This is a genomic window from Bradyrhizobium sp. DOA9, from assembly GCF_000617845.2.
GTDB lineage: Bacteria > Pseudomonadota > Alphaproteobacteria > Rhizobiales > Xanthobacteraceae > Bradyrhizobium.
Window position 1 is genome coordinate 1274065 of record NZ_DF820425.1, and the last position, 18568, is coordinate 1292632.

17 protein-coding genes are annotated in these 18568 nt (G+C 67.4%); 13 read left to right on the forward strand and 4 right to left on the reverse strand.

The features are described from left to right. Window positions 1–26 precede the first annotated feature (26 nt). Window positions 27–1115: a heat-inducible transcriptional repressor HrcA gene (gene hrcA / locus BDOA9_RS05895; protein WP_025033021.1), complete on the reverse strand. Its 1089-nt coding sequence runs from the start codon at window positions 1113–1115 to the stop codon at window positions 27–29. A 169-nt stretch (window positions 1116–1284) separates the two neighbouring features. On the opposite strand from hrcA, the gene rph reads away from it, so the two are divergent. From rph to hemW, 3 genes are read left to right on the forward strand one after another with little or no spacing between them, the layout of a single operon-like run. Further along, window positions 1285–1998, forward strand: a complete 714-nt coding sequence (gene rph, locus BDOA9_RS05900; protein WP_025033022.1) for a ribonuclease PH — start codon at window positions 1285–1287, stop codon at window positions 1996–1998. An 11-nt stretch (window positions 1999–2009) separates the two neighbouring features. Beyond that, the gene (gene rdgB / locus BDOA9_RS05905; RefSeq protein WP_025033023.1) at window positions 2010–2645 is read left to right on the forward strand and encodes an RdgB/HAM1 family non-canonical purine NTP pyrophosphatase; all 636 of its coding nucleotides are present in this window, start codon (window positions 2010–2012) and stop codon (window positions 2643–2645) included. Next, the gene (gene hemW, locus BDOA9_RS05910) at window positions 2632–3789 is read left to right on the forward strand and encodes a radical SAM family heme chaperone HemW (RefSeq protein WP_025033024.1); all 1158 of its coding nucleotides are present in this window, start codon (window positions 2632–2634) and stop codon (window positions 3787–3789) included. Before rdgB ends, hemW begins: the two co-directional genes overlap by 14 nt. 190 nt (window positions 3790–3979) lie before the next feature. Here the strand turns inward: hemW and BDOA9_RS05915 are convergent, their stop codons facing one another. After that, the gene (locus BDOA9_RS05915) at window positions 3980–5212 is read right to left on the reverse strand and encodes a penicillin-binding protein activator (RefSeq protein ID WP_025033025.1); all 1233 of its coding nucleotides are present in this window, start codon (window positions 5210–5212) and stop codon (window positions 3980–3982) included. Between the two features lie 354 nt (window positions 5213–5566). Between BDOA9_RS05915 and rsmI the strand changes: the two genes are divergently transcribed. The 7 genes from rsmI (at window position 5567) to BDOA9_RS05950 (ending at window position 12541) form a co-directional block, all read left to right on the forward strand. Further along, the gene (gene rsmI, locus BDOA9_RS05920) at window positions 5567–6517 is read left to right on the forward strand and encodes a 16S rRNA (cytidine(1402)-2'-O)-methyltransferase (RefSeq protein ID WP_025033026.1); all 951 of its coding nucleotides are present in this window, start codon (window positions 5567–5569) and stop codon (window positions 6515–6517) included. Then, entirely contained in the window at window positions 6504–6905 is a 402-nt protein-coding gene (locus BDOA9_RS05925; RefSeq protein ID WP_025033027.1) for a YraN family protein, read from the forward strand. Before rsmI ends, BDOA9_RS05925 begins: the two co-directional genes overlap by 14 nt. A 10-nt stretch (window positions 6906–6915) precedes the next feature. Beyond that, on the forward strand, window positions 6916–7860 hold the full coding sequence (gene gshB / locus BDOA9_RS05930) for a glutathione synthase (protein WP_025033028.1): 945 nt from the start codon (window positions 6916–6918) through the stop codon (window positions 7858–7860). Window positions 7861–8122: 262 nt separating this feature from the next. Next, window positions 8123–8944, forward strand: a complete 822-nt coding sequence (cpaB, locus tag BDOA9_RS05935; protein WP_025033029.1) for a Flp pilus assembly protein CpaB — start codon at window positions 8123–8125, stop codon at window positions 8942–8944. A gap of 10 nt (window positions 8945–8954) precedes the next feature. Continuing rightward, window positions 8955–10472, forward strand: coding sequence for a type II and III secretion system protein family protein (locus tag BDOA9_RS05940; RefSeq protein WP_025033030.1), 1518 nt, complete (start codon window positions 8955–8957; stop codon window positions 10470–10472). A gap of 51 nt (window positions 10473–10523) precedes the next feature. Next, window positions 10524–11255: a CpaD family pilus assembly protein gene (locus BDOA9_RS05945; protein ID WP_025033031.1), complete on the forward strand. Its 732-nt coding sequence runs from the start codon at window positions 10524–10526 to the stop codon at window positions 11253–11255. Continuing rightward, window positions 11252–12541 carry an AAA family ATPase gene (locus BDOA9_RS05950; RefSeq protein WP_025033032.1) on the forward strand — a complete coding sequence of 430 codons (1290 nt, stop codon included), beginning with the start codon at window positions 11252–11254 and terminating at the stop codon, window positions 12539–12541. The genes BDOA9_RS05945 and BDOA9_RS05950 overlap by 4 nt, the downstream gene beginning before the upstream one ends. Window positions 12542–12563: 22 nt before the next feature. Here BDOA9_RS05950 and BDOA9_RS05955 read toward each other — a convergent pair whose 3' ends face one another. Further along, complete coding sequence (locus BDOA9_RS05955) at window positions 12564–13349, reverse strand: tetratricopeptide repeat protein (RefSeq protein WP_025033033.1); 786 nt, start codon at window positions 13347–13349, stop codon at window positions 12564–12566. Between the two features lie 79 nt (window positions 13350–13428). Continuing rightward, the gene (locus tag BDOA9_RS05960) at window positions 13429–13674 is read right to left on the reverse strand and encodes a PilZ domain-containing protein (protein WP_018644993.1); all 246 of its coding nucleotides are present in this window, start codon (window positions 13672–13674) and stop codon (window positions 13429–13431) included. Between the two features lie 229 nt (window positions 13675–13903). Between BDOA9_RS05960 and BDOA9_RS05965 the strand changes: the two genes are divergently transcribed. From BDOA9_RS05965 to BDOA9_RS05975, 3 genes are all read left to right on the forward strand, one after another. Further along, complete coding sequence (locus BDOA9_RS05965; RefSeq protein WP_025033034.1) at window positions 13904–15442, forward strand: YifB family Mg chelatase-like AAA ATPase; 1539 nt, start codon at window positions 13904–13906, stop codon at window positions 15440–15442. A 111-nt stretch (window positions 15443–15553) separates the two neighbouring features. Continuing rightward, window positions 15554–16021: a hypothetical protein gene (locus tag BDOA9_RS05970; RefSeq protein ID WP_025033035.1), complete on the forward strand. Its 468-nt coding sequence runs from the start codon at window positions 15554–15556 to the stop codon at window positions 16019–16021. Between the two features lie 242 nt (window positions 16022–16263). Continuing rightward, window positions 16264–18507 carry a PAS domain-containing hybrid sensor histidine kinase/response regulator gene (locus BDOA9_RS05975; RefSeq protein ID WP_025033036.1) on the forward strand — a complete coding sequence of 748 codons (2244 nt, stop codon included), beginning with the start codon at window positions 16264–16266 and terminating at the stop codon, window positions 18505–18507. Window positions 18508–18568: the final 61 nt, after the last annotated feature.

Here is an 18568-nt window from a genome sequence, read left to right on the forward strand (position 1 = left end):
GCGCCCGTGATCGGCGGAAAGGCCGGTCAGCCCCCCAAAAGGCGGCTGACGATGCGGGCGGCGTAGTCCACGGTCGGGATCACGCGGGCGTAATTCAGCCGCGTCGGGCCGATCACGCCGAGGACTCCGACGATGTGGCCGGCGGCATCCCGATAGGGCGAGATGATGGTGGACGACCCCGACAGCGAGAACAGCTTGTTTTCGCTGCCGATGAAGATACGCACGCCTTCGGCGGTCTCGGCCCGGCCGAGCAGGTCGATCACGCCGCGCTTGGTCTCGAGATCGTCGAACAACAGCCGAACCCGCTCCAGATCCTCCAGCGCGTGCAGATCTTCGAGCAGATTGGCATGGCCGCGGACGATGAGCTGGCGGTCGTCGCTCTCGCCGCCGGACCAGCTGGCGATGCCGGCCGAGATCACTTTCTGTGTCAGCTGATCGAGCTCGGCACGGGCCTCGCCGAGCGCGGTCTCGAGCTCGAGCCGCGCCTCGGCCAGGGTGCGGCCGCGAATCCGCGCATTGAGGAAATTGCCGGCCTCGGTCAGCGCCGAGGAGGGAACTCCGGGCGGCAGCGTGAGCACGCGGTTTTCGACCTGGCCGTCCTCACCGACCAGGATGACCAGCGCTTTTTCCGGTTCCAGGCGGACGAATTCGATGTGCTTCAGCCGCGCATTGGACTTCGGCGTCAGCACGACGGCGGCGGCCCGGGTCAGGCCGGAGAGCCGCATCAAGGCCTGGTCCAGTGCCGCCTCGACCGACTGCGCCTCGCCGACGGAGGAGAGCTGGCTCTGGATCGCGGCGCGCTCGGCCTCGTTGAGGTCGCCGACCTGCATCAGGGCGTCGACGAAAAAGCGCAGGCCCAGTTCCGTCGGCAGCCGGCCGGCGGAGGTGTGCGGGGCATAGATCAGGCCGAGCTGTTCCAGGTCGGCCATAACGTTGCGGACCGAGGCCGGCGACAGCGGCATGGCGATCAGCCGGGAAATGTTGCGCGAGCCGACCGGCTCACCGGTCGCGAGATAGCTTTCGACAATTTGACGAAAGATGTCGCGGGAACGCTCGTTGAGCTGGGCAAGGCCTGCGCGCGGCGCGATCAGATGGATCGGATCGTGATGGGCCACAGACGGTAACTCCTCTCAGATACTTATAATTTGTCCATCCGGGTGGCTTCTGACAAGCGTGGTGTTTGCAGGCCGCCGGCCAGGCGGTGAATAAGCCCTTGCCGCCCACCCCCGCCCCACCTACAAGCACCGCGAGCAGCCTTTTTCCCGTGAGTTTTGGAGATTTCCCATGCGGCCAAGCCGCCGTGCGCCCGACGAATTGCGCCCCGTGACGCTGGAACGCGGCGTGGTCAAATATGCGGAAGGCTCCTGCCTGGTGAAATTCGGCGACACCCATGTGCTTGTTACCGCCACGCTGGAGGACCGCCTGCCGCCGTGGCTGAAGGGCCAGGGCCGCGGCTGGGTCACCGCCGAATACGGCATGCTGCCGCGCGCGACCTCCGAACGCACCCGCCGCGAGGCTTCCGCCGGCAAGCAGAGCGGCCGCACCGTGGAGATCCAGCGGCTGATCGGCCGCTCGCTTCGCACCATCGTCGACCTCGAAGCGCTCGGCGAGCGCCAGATCACGGTCGATTGCGACGTGCTCCAGGCCGACGGCGGCACCCGCACCGCCTCGATCACCGGCGCCTGGGTCGCGCTCGCCGACTGTCTCAACTGGATGAAGGCGCGCAACATGGTGAAGACCAACGTGCTGCGCGACAACGTCGCCGCGATCTCCTGCGGCATCTACAACGGCACGCCGGTGCTCGATCTCGACTATGCCGAGGATTCGGAAGCCGAGACCGACGCCAATTTCGTCATGACGGGCGATGGCCGCATCATCGAGGTGCAGGGCACCGCGGAACGCGAGCCGTTCACGCAGGACGAGTTCCTGAAGCTGATCGCCCTGGCGCAGAAGGGCATCGCGCGCCTGGTGGACTTGCAGAAACTGGCCGTGGCGTAGTCAATAGGCCCATGCACCGCCGAATCACCGACAAGCTTGTCATCGCCACCCACAATCCCGGCAAGCTCGCCGAGATGCGGGAACTGCTCGCGCCGTACGGGATCGAGGCGGTATCGGCCGGCGAGCTCGGCCTCCCCGAGCCCGAGGAAACCGGCAGCGATTTCCGCAGCAACGCAGCGATCAAGGCGATCGCGGCGGCGCAAGCAGCCAAGCTTCCCGCCTTCGCCGACGATTCCGGCATCGTGGTCGACGCGCTCGACGGTGCGCCCGGCATCTACAGCGCGCGCTGGGCCGGTCCGTCCAAGGATTTCAACGCGGCGATGGCGCAGATCGAGCGGCTGCTGCAGGAGCGCGGCGCCACCACGCCGGACCAGCGCAAGGCCCACTTCGTCTCCGCGCTCTGCGTCGCCTGGCCCGACAATCATCTCGAAGAGGTCGAGGCGCGCGTCGACGGGACGCTGGTCTGGCCGCCGCGCGGCACCGCCGGCTTCGGCTACGACCCGATGTTCCTGCCGGACGGCCACAGCCGCACCTTCGGCGAGATGACCAGCATCGAGAAGCACGGCCTGCCGCCGCTCGGCCTCGGCCTGTCGCACCGCGCCCGCGCTTTCCGGAAACTGGCGGAGATCTGCCTTGAGCCGCGCTGACAAGGATGCGTTCGGCGTCTACGTGCACTGGCCGTTCTGCCTGTCGAAGTGCCCTTATTGCGACTTCAACAGCCATGTCCGCCACGCCGCGATCGACGAGGCGAGGTTTGCTTCGGCTTTCGCGCGCGAGATCGCAACGACTGCCGAGCGCGCGCCCGGTCGCGAGGTCACCTCGATCTTCCTCGGCGGCGGCACACCCTCGCTGATGCAGCCTGCCACCGTGGGCGCGGTGTTAGATGCGATCGGCAAGCACTGGACCGTCGCCGGCGACGTCGAGGTGACGCTGGAAGCGAACCCGACCAGCGTCGAAGCCACGCGCTTTGCCGGCTATCGCAGCGCCGGCGTCAACCGCGTCTCGCTCGGCGTGCAGGCCCTCGACGATGCCTCGCTCAAAGCGCTCGGCCGCATGCACAGCGCGCGCGAAGCGCTCGATGCCGTCGCCATCGCGCGTAGCGCCTTCGACCGCTATTCGTTCGACCTGATCTACGCCCGCCCCGACCAGACGCCGGCGATGTGGGCGAGCGAGCTGCGGCACGCCATCGATGAGGCGGCCGAGCATCTGTCGCTGTATCAATTGACGATCGAGGAAGGCACGCCGTTCTTCGGCCTGCACCAGGCCGGCAAGCTGAAGACGCCGGACGAAGCGCTCGCGCGCGCGCTCTACGACGTGACGCAGGAGACCTGCGACAAGCTCGGGCTGCCCGCCTACGAGATCTCCAATCACGCGCGGCGCGGCGCCGAGTGCCGGCACAATCTGGTGTACTGGCGCGGCGAGGAATATGCCGGCATCGGCCCCGGCGCACATGGCCGCCTCGACATCGACGGGACCAGGCACGCCACCGCCACCGAGAAGCGGCCCGAAGCCTGGCTGATGCGCGTCGAGACCAACGGCGACGGCATCGTCAGCGACGAGCTCCTCAATAGCGAGGAGCGCGCCGACGAATTTTTGCTGATGGGATTGCGTCTTGCCGAAGGCATCGATCCCGAGCGCTACAGGGCCCTCGCCGGCCGTCCACTCGACCCCCGCCGCATCGCGCTCCTGCGCGAGGAAGGCGCGATCACGGTGGATGCAACGGGACGGTTGCGCGTGACCAGCAGCGGTTTTCCGGTGCTGGATGCCGTGGTCGCGGATCTGGCGGCGTAGCGAGATCTTGTAGGGTGGGCAAAGGCGCACTTGCGCCGTGCCCACCATCTCTCTCGATCGCAGACAATGCGTAGGCACGCTTCGCTTTGCCCACCCTGTACCCTTCTGGCGTTCGGAGACCAGTCGGTTTGGGTGTAGGCTGGTCGGCCGGGCCGATCCGCCGGGAGCTGCCTTGCCCACCTGTCCTGAACTACGCCCCAAAACTCTTCGGCGAGCCCGCCACTGCGACGCCGCCGCCTTGCGTCACCTTCATCACGGCAAGGCCGCGCTCGTTCGTGCCATCCGCGCGGAAGCGGAACAGGCCGTCGATGCCGGCAAAGCCGGAAGGGTTGGTGAGCACGTCGGAGGAGAAGCGCTGGCCGCCTTGCGTGCGCGCCAGCGCGGCGACGAGGGCGACCGCATCATAGGCGAGCGTTGCGGTGCGGATCGGCTCCGCGCCGTACTTCGTGCGGTAGCGGCCGGAGAAGGCGCGGAAGCCGGCCGGGTCGGGCGCGGCGTAAAGGCCGCCCTGGAGCGCGGCGCTGGCATAGACGCGCGGATTGTCCCACAGGCCGGTGCCGAGCAGCTGGATGTTGCGCAGGTTCGCGCCCGCGGCCGTCATGGCATCCGCGACCGTCACGACGGCATCGCCGTCATCGGCAATGAACAGCGCATCCGCGCTGCCGAGCTGCTGCGCCACGGTGCGCGCGGGCGTGGCGCGATCGGCGCCGTATCTCTCGAACGCGACGATGCGCCCGCCGCGCCGCGGCACCGCCGCCTTCACCGCGGCCTCGACGACATTGCCATAGGCGTTGTCGGGCACCAGCACGGCGACGGATCGCTTGCCGATGCCGGCGGAATATTCGACGATGCGGTTGACATCGGACTCCGGCAGGAACGAGAGCAGATAGACGCCGCGGCCGGCGATGCTGGAATCGGTCGAGAAGGCGATGACGGAAATGCCGCGTGTGCGCGCGACCTGCGCCACCGCCGGCACCGATTGTGCGAACAACGGTCCCAAAATGATCTCGGCGCCCTCGTCGACCGCCTGCTGCGCGCCGGCCTGCGCGCCTTGGGGGCTGCCATTGTCGTCCTTGATCAGGAGCTGGATGTTCGGGTTCTGGAACTCGGCCAGCGCCATTTCGGCGGCATTGCGCATCGATTGCGCTGCGAGCCCGGCATTGCCGGCGGCCGAGAGCGGCAGGATCAGACCGACCTTCACGCCGCCGGTGCCGGCGGTCGTCGCCTGCTGCTGCGGACCTGCCGGCTGGGCCGGCGGTGCGGAACTCGAGAACGGGTTGGAAAACTGGCTGAGGCTTTGCTGCACGCCGGCGCAGGCCGACAGCACGGGCGCACCGAGCAACAGGCCGAGCGCAGTCCGCCGGGTCGCCCCTGGCGATCGGGGCTCCGGAAGGTGAGACTTTGGATGACGCGGGCCGACCATGGCAGCTTCTCTTCTGACCTGCCGTTCGCCGGCCGATCACGACATTGCTTTCCGCGACGGGGGCCGCGGATTCAGGCAGTTTGTCGGCAAATAGTTAACCAAAACAAAAGGATAACAACCGTTTAACGCGGCCGCAATCCTGTCCTGGCAGCTTTTCGCCGTCACTCATTCACTCATCAAGGCGGCGTTTCCGTCGCGAATATGGCGCGAGGGCCCTTACTCCCTCCCGGCGCGATCTCGACCGATCACATTCCCGTCCGTTCCTCGCCCCTCACCTGGATACGATCTTTGGGCACGATCTTTTTCGGCGAGCCGGTTCCCAGCCCTAGCGATCGTGCCTAAGTTGACTCCATTATGCGCGCAAAGCCGGCCCCGATAAATACGCCTGAAGCTCAAGACGCCGCCCCGCGCGGTTTCTCCATCGATGCCCATCGGCTCGCGGCGCCGAAGGCCGCGCCGGGACTTCATCTGGTCGCCACCCCGATCGGCAATCTCGGCGACATCACCCTGCGGGCGCTGCAGACGCTCGCCGGCGTCGACGTCATCGCCTGCGAGGACACCCGCATCACCCGCCGCCTGACCGAGCGCTATGCGATCACGGCGCAGCTCAAGCCATATCACGAGCACAATGCCGAGGCCGCGCGGCCAAAGATCCTCGAAGCTCTCGGACAGGGCGGCTCGGTCGCGCTGGTGTCGGACGCCGGCACGCCGCTGATCTCCGATCCCGGCTTCAAGCTGGTGCGCGAGGTCTGCGCCGCCGGCCATGCGGTATATGCGCTGCCCGGCCCGTCCTCGGTGCTGGCCGCGCTGTCGGTCGCCGCACTGCCGACCGATCGCTTCTTCTTCGAAGGCTTCCTGCCGGCGAAATCGATTGCGCGGCGCAGCCGTCTCGCCGAGCTCGCCCGCATCGACGCGACGCTGGTGATGTTCGAATCCGGCAACCGCGTGCAGGATACGCTGGCCGATCTCGCCGAGATCATGGGACCGCGCGAGGCCGCGATCTGCCGCGAGCTGACCAAGTTGCATGAGGAGATTTCGCGCGCAACGCTGGGCGAGCTGGCGCGCGAGGCCGCAGCGCTGGAGACGCGCGGCGAATTCGTGCTGGTGATCGCGCCGCCCGCTGATGACGCCGAGGTTCTGACGTCGGACGCGCTCGATAATCTGTTGCGCGAGCAGCTCGCCGCGCACAGCGTCAAGGATGCCGTGGCGCATGCGGTCGCGCTCTCGGGCCGGCCGCGCCGCGAGGTCTATGCCCGCGCGCTCGCGCTCGCAAAGGATTCGCGGGGCGGCGATGGCGAAGAGTGAGATTCCTGCGGAACCGAAGGTCGCATCGCCCGAGCGCGTGGCGGCGTTCCAGACCGGTATTTCCGCGGAGAGCCGCGCCGCCGCCTATCTCATGGCAAAGGGCTATCGCATTCTCGCCAAGCGTTACCGCACGCCGCATGGCGAGATCGACATCGTGGCGCGGCGCCGCAACCTGATCGCCTTCGTCGAGGTCAAGGCCCGCGCCACGCTGGACGAGGCCGCATTCGCCGTGACACCGCGCCAGCAGCAGCGCATCATCGACGCCGCGCAAGGCTGGCTCGCAGCGCATCCCGAGCATGCCGAATTCGAATTGCGATTCGACGCCATGCTGATTGCGCCGCGCTCGCTTCCGCGCCATGTGTTGGCGGCATTCGACGCCTCGACCTGAAAGGCAGCCCATGAAACTGAACGTCGCCGTCCAGATGGACCCCATCGCCCGCATCAACATCAAGGGCGATTCCACCTTCGCGCTGCTCCTGGAGGCGCAGAAGCGCGGCCATGGCCTGTCCTATTACACGCCCGACAAGCTTTCGATGGTCGGCGAGGAACTAGTCGCGCCGGTTCAGCTCCTGACCGTGCGCGACGAGCCCGGCGACCATTTCACCCTCGGCGAGCCCAAGCGCGAGGCGCTGAACGGCTTCGACGTGGTGCTGTTGCGCCAGGATCCGCCGTTCGACCTCGCCTACATCACCTCGACGCATTTCCTCGAGCGCATCCATCCGAAGACGCTGGTCGTCAACGATCCCGCCTCGGTGCGCAACGCGCCGGAAAAGCTGTTCGTGATGAATTTTCCGCAGCTGATGCCGCCGACGCTGATCTCGCGCGACCTCGACGAGATCAACGCGTTCCGCGACAGGCACGGCGCGGTCGTCATGAAGCCGCTGCACGGCCATGGCGGCGCGGCGGTGTTCCGCGTGATGCCGCAGGACATGAATTTCGGCTCGCTGTTCGACATGTTCTCGGTGACGTTCCGGGAGCCCTGGGTGATCCAGCAATTCATCCCCGAGGTGAAGCACGGCGACAAGCGCATCATCCTCGTCGACGGCGAGTTCGCCGGCGCGGTGAACCGCGTGCCGGCCGCCGACGACCTCCGCTCCAACATGGTGCGCGGCGGCGCGGCGCAGGAGACCGATCTCACCCCGCGCGAGCGCGAGATCTGCGCCACGATCGGACCGGCGCTGCGCGAGCGCGGCCTGTTGTTCGTCGGCATCGACGTCATCAACGGCAATCTCACCGAGATCAACGTGACCTCGCCGACCGGCATCCGCGCCATCGCACGGCTCGGCGGCCCGGATGTCGCCGCGAAGATCTGGGACGTGATCGAAGCGAAGCGGAAGAAATAGAGCTCAGCGCGTAGCCTCGCGCGCTAACGACGTATTCACCATGACGCCGCGCGCGTCGCTCGAACGCGCCCTTCGCCATAGGTGAAACTACGGGGCCGCTGGCCGGCCCGATAACGCCACGTTCACCATCTGCCGAAAACCAGCATCGCGGCCGGCGATCGCGTTCGGCCTCGCAACACCCCTTATACTTTTGCTGCCTACTCATCGAGACGGGGGAACACGCCAGGTGCGGTTCGAGTGCCCCGCGTAAGAGTAGAAGCGTATGAATACCGCACGCATTGTCGTTCTCGTCATCGCTCTCGGCGCCGGCGGCGTCGCTGCGTATCTGGCGAGCGGCTATCAGAATCCGCCCGCGGCCACCCTGCCCGTCGCCGAGAAGCTGCCGACGGTCGAGGTGCTGGTCGCCAAGAACGACATCCAGCTCGGCCAGGCCGTGAAGCCCGGGGATCTGCAATGGCAGGCCTGGCCCGCGGCCACCGCCAGCAGCGCCTTCATCCGCCGCGACGGCAGGCCCGATGCACCGACCCAGATCGCAGGCTCGATCGCGCGCGTGCCGTTGATGCAGGGCGAGCCGATCCGCGAGCAGAAGCTGGTCAAGGCCGAGGGCTCCGGCTTCATGGCCGCGATCCTGCCGTCCGGGATGCGCGCGGTCTCCACCGAGATTTCGGCCGAAACCGGCGCCGGCGGCTTCATCCTGCCGAATGACCGCGTCGACATCGTCCTGACCCGCCGGCTGAAGAATCCGGACGGCGGCAACAGCAATGGCCCGACCGGCGGCAACGACCTCGTCCTGTCCGAGGTCATTCTCACCAATATCCGCGTGCTCGCGATCGACCAGGCCCCGAAGGAAAAGGAGGGCCAGAACGCGGTGGTCGGCAAGACCGTCACGCTCGAGCTCCGGCCCGACCAGATCGCCACTCTTTCGGCCGCCCGCCAGGGCGGCACTCTGACACTCGCGCTGCGCAGCATCGTCGATGCCAACGCAGTCGACGGCACGCCCGAGGACCAGGCGATCAAGCGCCCGGGCGGCGTGAACGTGATCCGTTATGGCGTCCAGGCACGGCAACTGACGTCACAGAGGTAATGGGGACAGCATGAAGGACGGGGGCGATCGGACGGGCCTGCGCATTCGGGGGAAGCGCACGCGCTCAAGCCTGACGGGGACGATGTTGATGCTGGGGCTGCTCGCGGCGCCCGGCGTCCTCAGTGCCGCGGAGGTGCCGGTCGGGGACCAGGCGCCGCTGCAGGCCTCGGATCTCAGCGTATCGTCGGTCGCGACGATCCCGTCGGCGCGGTCGCGCTTTCTGTCGCTCGGCATCGGCAAGTCCGTCGTCATCGACCTGCCGCGCGAGGTCAAGGACGTGCTGGTGGCCGATCCCAAGATCGCCAATGCGGTGATCCGCTCGGCCCAGCGCGCCTATATCATCGGCGGCCAGGTCGGCCAGACCAACGTCGTGTTCTTCGCCGCCGACGGCCAGCAGGTCGCTTCCTATGACATCGCGGTGAAGCGCGACCTCAACGGCATGCGTGCGGCGCTGCGCCAGTCGCTGCCGGGCGTGCAGATCGAAGGCGTCGGCGACAGCGTGATGCTGACCGGCTCGGTGTCGAGCCCGGTCGAGGCCCAGCAGGCCGGCGACGTCGCCGCAAAGCTGGTCGGCGGCGCGGACAAGGTCGTCAACAACATCGTCGTGCGCGGCCGCGACCAGGTCATGCTCAAGGTCGTGGTCGGCGAGGTCCGCCGCGACATCGTCAAGCAGCTCGGCGTCGATCTCAGCGCCAGCCTGAACGCCGGCACCGCGGTGGTGAATTTCAACAATTCAAACCCGTTCTCGGTATCGGGCGGGCCGATCGTCGGCAGCAACGGGCTCGGCGTCACCGGGCTCGCCAAGGGCGTCGCCACCGTCAACGCCACCATGCGGGCGATGGAGAGCGCCGGCGTCATGCGCACGCTGGCCGAGCCGAGCCTGACCGCGATCTCGGGCGAATCCGCCACGTTCGTCGCCGGCGGCGAATTCCCGATTCCCGGGGGCTATGCCTGCGATCCGGTCACTCACGTCTGCACCACCCAGGTCACCTACAAGAAGTTCGGCATCTCCCTGAACTTCACCCCGGTCGTGCTCAGCGAAGGCCGTATCAGCCTGCGCGTGATGACCGAGGTCTCGGAGCTGTCGAACACCAACTCGATCACGTTGACGCAGTCGGTGTCCTCGACCACCAGCAACTCGATCACCATTCCATCGATCCAGACCCGCCGCGCCGAAACCACCCTGGAAATTCCCTCCGGCGGCTCGATGGCGATGGCCGGCCTGATCCAGCAGCAGACCAAGCAGGCGATCAACGGACTGCCCGGTGTCGATCAGGTGCCGATCATCGGCGCGCTGTTCCGCAGCCAGGACTTCGTCAACAACGAGACCGAGCTGATGGTGATTGTGACGCCCTATGTGGTGCGCGCGGTCGCCCAGAAGGAATTGTCGCGACCCGACGACGGCTTCGCGCCGGCCTCGGACGCGCAGAGGGCGCTGCTCGGCCGGGTCAACCGCCTCTACGGCATCGCGAGCCGTGTCGATCCGGTCGCCGGCACGCCGGATGATTTCGGCTTCATCATCGACTGAGACGGACGGTTCGGGGACCGGGCAAGACACGGGGCAAGAGGGGACCATGCGATGACGACACTATCGGCCGATCGACGTCGCAGCTCGAAAATCGCGCTGGCACTGGCGGGGCTGTCCGTCATGCTCGGCGCCTGCAACACCACCGAGATCGTCACCCAGACGGTGCCGACCGATTATCGCCAGCGCCATCCGATCGCGGTGCAGGAAGGCAAGAAGTCGATCGTGATCTTCGTCGGCAAGAGCCGAGGCGGCCTCTCGGCTGCGCAGCATGCGGATGTCGCGGGCATCGCGCGGGACTGGATGCGCGAAGGCAGCGGCTCGGTCGTCGTCGACGTGCCCGTCGACACCGCCAATTCGCGCGCGGCTGCTGCGAGCTATCAGGAGATCCGCTCGGTGCTCACGTCCGGCGGCGTGCCGTCGCGCGCCATCGTCCAGCGGCCCTATCGCCCCGATGATCCCGGGCTGCTGCCGACCATCCGCTTGAGCTATTCGAAGATCACTGCGGTGGCCGGCCCCTGCGGGCTGTGGCCCGAGGACGTCGGGCCCAACATCCTCAATGCCGGCTACACCGAGAACCGGCCCTATTTCAATCTGGGCTGCGCGAGCCAGCGCAATCTCGCGGCGATGATCGACAACCCGGCCGACCTCGAGCAACCGCGCGCCGAGACGCCCGCCTATACCGCACGGCGCGACATCGCGTTCGAGCGCTATCGCAAGGGCACGACGACGGCGACCACCTATCCCGAAGCCGACAAGGCCAAACTCAGCGACACCGGCAGATGACAGCCATCCATGACGAAGACGCGGACGATCCGCAGCATCCCGAGGAACACATCGCGCCGGTTCCTCGCATTTCGGTGCAAGCCTTTTGCGAGACCGAGCAGACGCTCAACGCGGTGACGGCGGCCGGCCAGGATCGCCGGCTCGCCAAGGCCCATCTCAGTGCCAAGGACGGCGGGCTTGCCGCCGCGATCGAAGCCTATGAATCGATGCCGACGCCGAACGTGATCGTCATCGAGTCCGATGGCACGCGCGATATCCTCGAGGGACTGGACGACCTCGCCGGCGTCTGCGATCCCGGCACCCGCGTCGTCGTGATCGGCAACCCCAACGACACCGCGCCCTATCGCGAGCTGGTGCGCCGCGGCGTCAACGATTACGTGGTGGGACCGGTCGAGACGCTCGACGTGGTCCGCTCGATCTGCAGCCTGTTCTCGGCCTCCGAGGCCATCATCACCGGCCGCGTCATCGCGGTGGTCGGCGCCAAGGGCGGCGTCGGCGCGTCCACCGTCGCACACAATCTGGCCTGGACCATCGCCCGCGACCTCTCGCTCGATTCCGTCGTGATCGATCTCGACCTCGCCTTCGGCACCGCGGGCCTCGACTACAACCAGGACCCGGTGCAGGGCATCGCCAATGCGGTGCTGTCGCAGGACCGGCCGGACACGGCGCTGATGGAGCGCCTGCTCGCCAAATGCACCGATCGCCTCAGCCTCCTGGCGGCGCCCGCCACGCTCGACCGCGTCTACGATTTCGGTGCCGAGGCTTTCGACGCGGTGTTCGACACGCTGCGCATGACGACGCCCTGCATCGTGCTCGACGTCCCGCATCAATGGTCCGGCTGGACCCGCCGCGCGCTGGTGAATGCCGACGACATCGTGATCGTGGCCGAGCCCGATCTCGCCAACTTGCGCAACACCAAGAACATGCTGAGCGTGCTCAAGGCGGCGCGACCGAACGACCGGCCGCCGCTGTACTGCATCAACCAGGTCGGCATGGCTAAGCGCGCGGAGATCGAGGTCAAGGCCTTCGCCAAGACCATGGAGAGCCAGCCGATCGCGGTGATCCCGTTCGATTCGAAACTGTTCTCGACCGCGGCCAATAACGGCCAGATGATCGCGGAGGTCTCCAGGACCCACCGCACCACCGTTCTGTTCCAGAACATGGCCAACCGCCTCGCCGGCCGCGGCGAGGTGAAGAAGCCGAAGCGCTCGCTGCTCGAACCGCTCTTGAAGAAGCTGAAGGGCAAGTCCGGACGGAGCTCGGCCCCGCATCGCAAGGCGTCGTAGGCGCCACAGCAGAACGGGCGGATTACTTGTCCGCCCGCTGCTGCTTCTTCGCCAAGAGCTGCTTCAGCGCCGCGACCTTGGCCGCGGCCTGGTCCGGCGGCAAATCCGCCTTCACGAGGATTTCGGCCTCGGCCTCGCGACCCTGCAATCCCAGCACGAGCGCCAGATTGGCGCGGACCCGCGCATCGTTCTGATTGCGCTGATAGGCGCGGCCGAGCACCTGCTCGGCCTTCGACAGGTTATTTTGCAGCATATAGGACAGGCCAAGATTGGAGAGCACGGTCGGCTCGTTCGGCACGATCTTCAACGCCGCGGCGTAATATTGCTGGGCTTCCTCGTTGCGGCCGAGCTGATCGAGCACCGCGCCCTGCGCCGACAAGATGCGCCAATCGGGATCCTCGGGCGAATGCGCCCGGCCGAGGACGTCGAAGGCCTGCTGGAAATTGCCGTTGTCGGCGAGTGCGCGGCCGTAGCCGGCGAGCAGCGCCTTGTTGCCGGGACGGGCAAGCACGGCCTGCTCGAGCACCGCGACCGCCTGCGCGCGCTGGCCACTGCCACGCAGCGCCTTGCCGTATTCGAGAGCAATTGCGGGATCGCCGGGCTTGGCGCGATAACGCTCGCGAAGCGCGTCCATCTCCGGCGTGGCGTCGGCCTTGCTGTCGGCTTTGGCGGCGTTCTCCCGCTTGCCGCCGAGCGCGCCGGTGACGTCCTCGATGCCGGCCGTCTGGCAGCCCCCGAGGGCGAGGATCAGGACGGCGGAACACAGATATCCCGCCGCAGGAAGGGCGAGGAACGGACGCTTGGACATACTCTGATCACTCGACAACTGATCAGAGATGCTTACCGATTAACGCTAAAGTCCCGTTAAGGAGGCGAACCTTCGCGTCTCAATCGACGAACTCGGCGCCGAATTCGCAGCCGATGCGCCAGCGCAGGCGGCATTGGCGGGAATAATCAGGCGCGAAGATGATGGTGAATTGCGGCGGCACTTCCAGAAATTCCGCCACCACTTTCACGCCGCCATCCGAAATATCCGTGATCGTGCAATCCCGCGGCAGCGAGCCCGCGCCAAAATGGATCTTGGCGAGACGGCTGCACACCCGACGTTCGCTTCTCCGGCGATTTGCAAGCATTTGAACTGTTCACCCGTTAGACCACGGCCCATCCCGCAGACCTAGGAGTAGCGGACATTCGTTGGGATGTGCTGAGGAGAGCAGGCGGCATTCGAGACGTAGTGTCGGCTTCCCGTTTACGCCTGGTTAGGGTTTGACCGGGCGCCAGAGTGATTGTTCCTGTATTGTTCTTGCGAAAGCCGCCGCGCTCTGCTACCCCTAATTGCAGGATAGGGCAGGCTGGTTCGGCATGGTTCAGCGGGTTTCCACCGTCGCCTTCGAGGGGATCGAGGCCCGCGCGGTCGACGTGCAGGTGCAGGTCGCGCCCGGCCTGCCGGCCTTTGCCATCGTCGGCCTGCCGGACAAGGCGGTGTCGGAGGCGCGCGAGCGGGTGCGCTCGGCGCTGATCGCCTCGGGCCTGGCACTGCCGGCGCGGCGGATCATCGTCAATCTGGCCCCGGCCGACGTCCCGAAGGAGGGCAGCCATTACGACCTGCCGATCGCGCTCGGGCTGATGGCGGCGATCGGCGCGATCCCGCCGGACGCGCTGACCGGCTTCACCGTGCTCGGCGAGCTCGGCCTCGACGGCTCGATCGCGCCCGTGGCCGGCGTCCTTCCCGCCGCGATCGGCGCCAATATGCGCGAGGAAGGGCTGATCTGCCCGGCGGCTTGCGGCTCCGAAGCGGCCTGGGCGAGCCCGGACATCCAGATCGTTGCAGCGCACTCGCTGATCCAGATCGCCAACCATTTCAAGGGCACGCAGGTGCTGTCGCGGCCGACGCCGAAGGTGCACGAGGCCGCCGCCTCGACCCTCGATTTGCGCGACATCAAGGGCCAGGAAAGCGCCAAGCGCGCGCTGGAGATCGCGGCCGCTGGCGGACATCACCTGCTCATGATCGGCGCGCCGGGCGCGGGCAAATCGATGCTGGCCGCGCGCCTGCCCTCGATCCTGCCGCCGCTGTCGCCGGGCGAACTGCTCGAGGTCTCGATGATCGCCTCCGTCGCCGGCGAGATCGAAGGCGGCGCGCTGACGGCGCGGCGCCCGTTCCGCTCGCCGCATCATTCCGCCAGCATGGCAGCCCTGACCGGCGGCGGCGCGCGCGCCAAGCCCGGCGAGATCTCGCTGGCGCATCAGGGCGTGCTGTTCCTCGACGAACTACCGGAATTCGATCCGCGCGTGCTGGATTCGCTGCGCCAGCCGCTGGAGAACGGCGAGGTCGCGGTGTCGCGCGCCAATCATCGCGTCACCTACCCTGCCCGCTTCATGCTGGTCGCGGCGATGAATCCCTGCCGCTGCGGCAATGCGTTCGAGCCCGGTTATGCCTGCAAGCGCGGCCGCATCGACCGCTGCACCGGCGATTACCAGGCGCGCATCTCCGGTCCGCTGATGGACCGCATCGACCTGCGCATCGAAGTGCCGGCGGTGACCGCCGCCGATTTGATCCTGCCGCCGCCGGCGGAGGGATCGGCCGAGGTCGCCGCCCGCGTGGCGGCGGCGCGCGACATCCAGCTGGCGCGCTATGCCGAGACGGGCCTGCCCCACATCCGCACCAATGCCGAGGCGCCCGCCTCCGTGCTGGAGGAGATCGCAAAGCCGGATGCGCAGGGTCAGAAACTGCTGCGCGACGCCGCCGAGACGATGCGCCTGTCGGCGCGTGGCTATCACCGCGTGCTGCGCGTGGCGCGCACGCTGGCCGATCTCGATCATGCCGACAAGATCGGCCGGCTGCACCTTGCCGAAGCCCTGTCCTACCGCGCACTCGCGGAGGATGTGCGCCAATTGGCGTGAGCGCGCCGTCGCATCAACCCGGCGGTAACGACTTTCCTTTACGCTCTGCAAACCATAAGGCCCGACGCGTTTCGGTTATGGGTTCCCTGGGCCCGGCGAGTAGAGAGTGTCATGTTGCGTTTCAAGGTCCTGACCTCGGTTGTTCCCCTGCTCGCGGCTGCGGTGTTCGCCCGCGCCGAGATCGGATCGGTGTCGCATCCCTGCATCGCGCTGGGCGACACATCGGTCGAGCTCACCTCGCTGTTCTGGACCGCAGGCGTGCATGTCGCCTTCACCGACGATCCCGCGCGGGCCACGGTGCGGGTCCAGATCACCGATGATGCCGACGCTGCGGATTTCGCGGTGGTCGACGACGGCCTCGACTCCGAGCCGGACTCCTGCCGGGCCAATCCGTCGACGCGCCTCGTTTCGATCGCTGCGCAGCCGGTCGACGGTGGCGAGGTGGTCTATCTCTCCAGCGAAGGACCGGCGGATTACCGCATCTTTGTGCGCTCGAGGACGTTCTCGCCGCGAGAGGCGGCGGCGCTGATCGTCGGCGCTCGCGGCGGCCATAACCGCTTCCAGGCGGCTTCGCTTTAGAGCTTTGGTCTTGAGCATGATCTCCGCGCAAACGCGTTCCGCGTTTGTCGCGAGGGAAAACCGCTGCACACTTTTCGCTAACGCGGCCCTTCGGGTCCGGATCATGCTTTGACCCGTTAACACCTCGTCAACCCTGTTCGGAGGCGGGGCCGCAGCCGCAAGCTGTTCGCAAGGTCGGCGGGCCATCGTCGCACGCGGCGGCGGGGTTTCAGGCAAGGGTCGGTTGCCAAGGGTCGGTTGCAATGGGTCGGACGTTCCGGATCAAGGTGCGCATGCGTCGCTTCAGGCGGCGGCATCCGAGGCTCGCCTTCGCGATCCGCTCCTTCATGATCTTCTCGGCGACGTTCGGCGGCGCCTATGGTTTCGTGTCCGGCAGCCGGTCCGACAATTCCGGCTACGATCCCCACGCCTTCGCGATCGGCGCCAGCTTCCTGTTCGCGCTCGCCTGCCTCGGCCTTGCGACGCTGAGCATGCGCCTGCGCTTCGTGGGCAAGCGGCTGCGCAAGCTCGCCGCGCATAACGAGACACTGATCGACCGCAATTGGGAGCTGAAGGAGGCGGAAGAGCGCGCCCGCAGCCTGTTCGAGCAGCAGGGCGACCTCATCGTGCTGCGCGACACCGACGGCCGCATCACCTTCGCCAACGAGGCCTATTGCACGCTCGCAGGACAGGCGCGCAGCGCGCTGGTCGGCACGCGCTTCGATTTCGACGTGCTGGAGCAGGGCGACAGCGCCCGCGAGAGCAACGGCACGCGCATCCACGACCAGAAGATCGCAACGCCGCTCGGCGCGCGCTGGATTGCCTGGCGCGAGGGCTATGTCCGCCTCGATGCCGGCCAGCCCGCCGAATTGCAGAGCGTCGGACGCGACGTCACCGACCGCACCGAGACCGAACGCGCCTTGTCCGACGCCCGCGACCAGGCCGACGCCGCCAACCGCGCCAAGTCGCGCTTCCTGGCGATGGCCTCACACGAGATCCGCACGCCCCTGAACGGCATCATCGGCATGGGCGGCCTGCTGCTCGACACCAATCTGACGCCGGAGCAGGCGACCTATGCCAAGGCGGTGAAGACCTCGGGCGAGGCCTTGATGGCGCTGATCGAGGAGCTGCTCGACTATTCCAAGATCGAGGCCGGCAAGCTCGACCTCGATCAGCGTCCCTTCGCGCTCTCGACGCTGGTCGAGGAAATCACCGAGCTGCTCGCGCCGCGCGCGCAGGCGAAGTCGCTCGAGATCGCCGCCTATGTCGACGAGCGCCTGCCGCTCGAAGTGGTCGGCGACGCCGCCCGGCTGCGCCAGGTGCTGCTCAATCTCGCCGGCAACGCCATCAAGTTCACCAGCAGTGGCGGCGCGGCGCTGATCGTCGAGCCCGGCATCTGGCCGAACGAGATCAGCTTCCTGATCCGCGACACCGGCATCGGCATCGCAGCCGAGGCCCAGCAGCGCATCTTCCGGGAGTTCGAGCAGGCCGACGAGCGCGTCGCCCGCACCTATGGCGGCACCGGGCTCGGCCTTGCGATCAGCGAGCGCATCGTCAAGCGCATGGGCGGCCGGATCACGCTCTCAAGCGAGCCGGGCAAGGGCTCGACCTTCGAGGTGGCCGTGCCGCTTCCGCCGTCGCAAGGCGGCGCTGGACAGACGCCATTTCCAAGCCCCGACCTCACGGGCAAGTCGATGCTGCTCGTCGCCGACGGCATCGAAGCCTCGCTCATCGCGCGGCGCCTCGAGCGCTGGGGCGGCCAGACCTGCCTGGTTGCGGATGCGGCGGTTGCCGAGGCGTTGCTGCCGGAACGCTCCTGGCACGCGGTGCTGATCGATCGCGCGATCGGTCCTGCCGTGGCCGACCGGCTCGGTGACGCCGCCCGCGCGCATGCGTTGCAGCGCCTCGTGCTGCTGACGTCGAGCTCGCGGCACGAGAAGCTGTCGCCCGCCTTCACCGGCTTCCTGGTGAGGCCGCTGCGCGCGGCCTCGCTCGCCGCGCGCCTTGCCCTGACTCCGGAGGTCGCCTCGCCCGATCTCGCGCCGGAGCCGCCGGCGGCGTCCGCCGGCCCCGCGCCGGCGAAAGGCCTGTCGATCCTGGTTGCCGAGGACAACGAGATCAACGCCTTGCTGATGCGCTCGCTGCTGGCCAAGCTCGGCCACCGCGTCGTCATCGCCGTCCACGGCGAGGCCGCGCTGGAATCCTGGCTCGCCGCCTCATCGGCCGGCACTCCCTATGATCTCGTGCTGATGGACATCCAGATGCCGCAGCTCGACGGCATCGAGGCGAGCAAGCGCATCCGCGCGCACGAGGCCGTGCTGGGCGGTTCCCACACGCCGATCCTGGCGCTCACCGCCAACACGCTGGTGGAGGATCGTTATGCCTGCTCCGAGGCGGGCATGAACGGATTTCTGATCAAGCCGCTCGACCGTGAGAAGCTCGAGGAGGCGCTGGCGGGTCTCGCCGCGTCCAGGCACCCGACGGTTCCGGATCTCACGGGAACCTGATCGCATCCGGCGATCGCAATTGAAATTGCGCGCGTTGCGCGTCACGATCCCTCAGGGGCAT